General features: G+C 58.8%; 4 protein-coding genes and 1 tRNA gene. 3 read left to right on the top strand and 2 right to left on the bottom strand.

Annotated features, from left to right (window positions below):
* The coding region (locus ADADOO_RS06700; RefSeq protein WP_511276088.1) for a M20/M25/M40 family metallo-hydrolase at window positions 1-811 on the bottom strand (811 nt) is incomplete at its 3' end.
* A gap of 60 nt (window positions 812-871) precedes the next feature.
* Window positions 872-947: transfer RNA gene (locus ADADOO_RS06695), tRNA-His, on the bottom strand.
* Window positions 948-1,101: 154 nt separating this feature from the next.
* Between ADADOO_RS06695 and tig the strand changes: the two genes are divergently transcribed.
* From tig to clpX, 3 genes are all read left to right on the top strand, one after another.
* Window positions 1,102-2,406 carry a trigger factor gene (gene tig, locus ADADOO_RS06690; protein WP_511276086.1) on the top strand — a complete coding sequence of 435 codons (1,305 nt, stop codon included), beginning with the start codon at window positions 1,102-1,104 and terminating at the stop codon, window positions 2,404-2,406.
* 67 nt (window positions 2,407-2,473) lie between these two features.
* Window positions 2,474-3,103, top strand: a complete 630-nt coding sequence (gene clpP / locus ADADOO_RS06685) for an ATP-dependent Clp endopeptidase proteolytic subunit ClpP (RefSeq protein WP_511276085.1) — start codon at window positions 2,474-2,476, stop codon at window positions 3,101-3,103.
* Window positions 3,104-3,117: 14 nt separating this feature from the next.
* The coding region (clpX, locus tag ADADOO_RS06680; protein WP_511276083.1) for an ATP-dependent Clp protease ATP-binding subunit ClpX at window positions 3,118-3,892 on the top strand (775 nt) is incomplete at its 3' end.

The following is a 3,892-nucleotide window of genomic DNA, read 5'->3' as shown; positions in this document are numbered from 1 at the left end:
GCACAGCCACCGTCGCCACCGCCTCGCGCGGCAAGGCATTGCGCGCCGAACCGCCAACCAGATCGACCAACCGCAGCGGCGTCACGCCCTCCAATTCGCGCAGGACACGAACCAGCAACTTGATCGCGTTGCCCCGCTCCTCGTGGATATCGACGCCAGAATGCCCCCCGCGCAGGCCGCTCAACGTAATCCTGACCACCTCGAAGCCAGCCGGAACAGGCTCCGCCACACCACCGCGCTCGACATTGACGTCCAACCCACCGGCACAACCCAAATAAAACTCGCCCCACGCCTCGGTATCGAGATTGAGCATCAGCCGCCCCTGCAGAACGCCTGCCGCCAGGCCGCGCGCGCCGCCCATCCCGGCCTCCTCATCCACGCTCAGCAAGGCCTCGAGCGGCCCGTGGACCAGACTTTCATCCTCCAGCGCCGCGAGAATCAGCGCCACACCGATCCCGTTATCGGCCCCCAGCGTCGTCTTTTCGGCCACCAGCCAGCCATCGCGCAACTCCGGAACGATCGGATCTCGGGAAAAATCATGGCCGCTATCCGCATTCTTCTGGCACACCATGTCGAGATGCGCCTGCAGCACCACACCCGGCCGACTCTCTGCCCCGGCGCTCGCCGCCTTGCGGATAACCAGATTGCCCGCCGCATCGACCACCGCCTCCAAACCACGCGCCAAGGCCCACTGCAACAATGAGTCCCGCAGCATCGCTTCCGCCTTCGAAGCCCGCGGCGTCGCGCACAAAGTCGCAAAATGGGACCAGACGATCGCTGGCTGCAGGCAGGCAATATCCGAATTTGTCACGTTCCGGGCGCTCCAAAGTGAAAACCCCCGCAGACCTTGCGGTGTGCGGGGGTTGAATTCTGGGGCGACTGATGGGGCTCGAACCCACGACAACCGGAATCACAATCCGGGACTCTACCAACTGAGCTACAGCCGCCACTGAAGAAGGCGCGCATTGTACGAAGTTCCAAAGCGTCTGTCTACAGCCAAACGCGCCTATCCTCACTGTTCGGCAGAAGCATCCGGCATTCGACCTGCCGTGATATTATTGTCCGCTTTATTTTTCGGCTCCGAAGTCACAAGGAACTCTCATGGAAGCAACTACTGCACAAGCTAACGAACTTGAACGCCGCATCGACCTCTCCATCGCCATTGCCGATGTCGAGAAAGTCATGGAACAGCGCCTGAAGCGCATGGGCAAGAACATGAAGGTACCTGGCTTCCGTCCGGGCAAGGTGCCGTTCAGCATCGTCAAGCAGCAGCATGGCGACCAGGCTCGCCACGAAGTACTATCAGAGGAACTCGACCGCGTTTTCGGCGAAACCGTCACCGAAAAGAAGATGCGTGTCGCCGGTTACCCGCGCATCGAGCCGAAGTCCACCGAAAGTACCACGCACATTGAGTTCTCGGCCATTTTCGAGGTCTATCCGGAATTTACCCCCGGAGACCTGTCGACCACCGAAATCGAACGTCCGATCCTCGAAGTCAGCGCCGCCGAAGTCGACAAGACCCTCGACATCCTGCGCAAGCAACGCGTCTCCTACGAAGATGCCGACCGTGCTGCCGCCAAGGAGGACCGCGTTGTTATCGACTTCCTCGGCAAGAAGGATGGCGTACCCTTCCAGGGCGGCCAAGCAAGCGATTATCCGTTCGTCCTCGGCCAGGGCATGATGCTGCCCGATTTCGAAAACGCCGTTGAAGGCGCCAAGGCAGGTGAATCCAAGACATTCGATCTGGCCTTCCCGGCTGACTACCACGCCAAGGATCTGGCTGGCCAGACAGTCCAGTTCGACATCACCGTCAAGCAGGTTCAGGCGCCGGTACTGCCCGAACTCAATGCCGAATTCGCCACCAGCATGGGCATTGCCGACGGCGACGTGGCCAAAATGCGCGCTGAGATCGAAACCAACCTCAAGCGTGAAGTAAAACGCCGCATCGAAGGCAAGCTCAAGGATCAGGTCATGGAAGCCCTGATCAAGGCCAACCCGATCTCCATTCCGACCTCGCTGGTCGACATGGAAATCCAGCGCCTGATGCAGGCCGCCCGCCAAGACATGGAACAGCGCGGCATGAAGGTCAAGGACATGCCGATCCAGCCGGAGTGGTTTGCCGACCAGGCAAAACGCCGCGTCACACTTGGCCTGATCCTTGCTGAGGTTGTGAAAACGGAGAAGCTTCAGGCAACCCCTGAACAGGTTCGTGCGATGGTCGAAGAAAACGCCCAAAGCTACGAGCACCCGGAAGAAGTCATTCGCTGGTACTACGCTCAACCGCAGCGCCTGCAGGAAGTTGAAGGCGTCGCCATCGAGAATAACGTGGTTGCGTGGGTCCTGGGCAAAGCCAAGGTCACCGACAAGGCTGCAGTTTTTGATGAACTGATGGGCCAAAAGCAGTAATCCGGACCTTGTTGTAAAAGCAACAATCGTCTTGAATGTAACGAAATGGCAACAGACAAGGGCTGACATGAATATCGACAACGCAAGCAATTGGGATCCACAGGCACTCGGCATGGTCCCCATGGTGGTAGAGCAGAGCGGCCGCGGCGAACGCGCGTACGACATCTATTCGCGCCTCCTCAAAGAGCGGGTGATTTTTCTTGTCGGCCCGGTCAACGACATCACGGCCAATCTGGTCGTCGCCCAGTTGCTGTTTCTTGAAGCAGAAAATCCGGACAAGGACATCTACTTCTACATCAACTCGCCGGGCGGCTCGGTAACGGCCGGAATGTCGATTTACGACACCATGCAGTTCATCAAGCCAGACGTGTCCACGCTGTGTATCGGCCAGGCCGCCTCGATGGGCGCCTTCCTGCTCAACGCCGGCGCCAAGGGCAAGCGCTTTGCCCTGCCCAATTCGCGCGTCATGATTCACCAGCCGCTGGGCGGCTTCCAGGGCCAAGCCTCGGATATCGCCATCCACGCCAAGGAAATCCTGTCGATTCGCGACCGCCTCAACCGGATCATGGCCGAGCACAGCGGTCAACCGCTCGAACGCATCGAAAAAGACACCGACCGCGACAATTTCCTATCCGCTGCTGAAGCGGCTGAATACGGTTTGATCGACAAGGTATTGACCCGCCGCGACGCGGCTTGAACGGAGAGCTACAGATGACTAAAGGCGGCCAGGAAAAACTGCTCTATTGCTCCTTCTGCGGCAAGAGCCAGCATGAAGTCAAAAAGCTTATCGCCGGTCCGTCGGTGTTCATCTGCGACGAGTGCATTGCACTCTGCAATGACATCATCCGCGACGAACTGCCCGAAGAAGCAGCCAAGGCTGGTCGTTCGGACCTGCCGACGCCACGCGAAATTTGCTCGATTCTCGACCAGTACGTCATCGGTCAGGAAGTCGCCAAGCGCATCCTCGCCGTGGCTGTCTACAACCATTACAAGCGCCTGCGCCATACCGCCAAGAATGCTGGCGAAGTAGAACTAGCCAAGAGCAACATCCTGCTTGTCGGTCCCACCGGTTCGGGCAAGACCCTGCTCGCCCAAACGCTGGCGCGCCTGCTCAACGTGCCGTTCGTGATGGCCGATGCAACGACGCTGACCGAAGCTGGCTACGTCGGCGAAGATGTGGAAAACATCATCCAGAAGCTGTTGCAAAAGTGCGACTACGATGTTGAAAAAGCTCAGCAGGGCATCGTCTACATCGACGAAATCGACAAGATTTCGCGCAAATCCGACAACCCCTCGATCACCCGCGACGTTTCTGGTGAAGGCGTCCAGCAGGCCCTGCTCAAACTGATCGAAGGCACCGTCGCATCTATTCCGCCGCAGGGTGGCCGCAAGCATCCGAATCAGGATTTCGTCCAGGTCGATACGACGAACATCCTGTTCGTCTGCGGAGGTGCTTTCGCCGGCCTCGAAAAAATCATTCAGAATC

This window comes from Azonexus sp., assembly GCF_036170495.1.
Taxonomy (GTDB): Bacteria; Pseudomonadota; Gammaproteobacteria; order Burkholderiales; family Rhodocyclaceae; genus Azonexus.
This window is presented reverse-complemented; position numbering and strand designations above follow the sequence as displayed.

Coding starts and splice junctions, on each gene's coding strand:
- tig (WP_511276086.1), top strand. CDS start 1,102: ATGGAAGCAACTACTGCACAAGCTAACGAACTTGAACGCCGCATCGAC.
- clpP (WP_511276085.1), top strand. CDS start 2,474: ATGAATATCGACAACGCAAGCAATTGGGATCCACAGGCACTCGGCATG.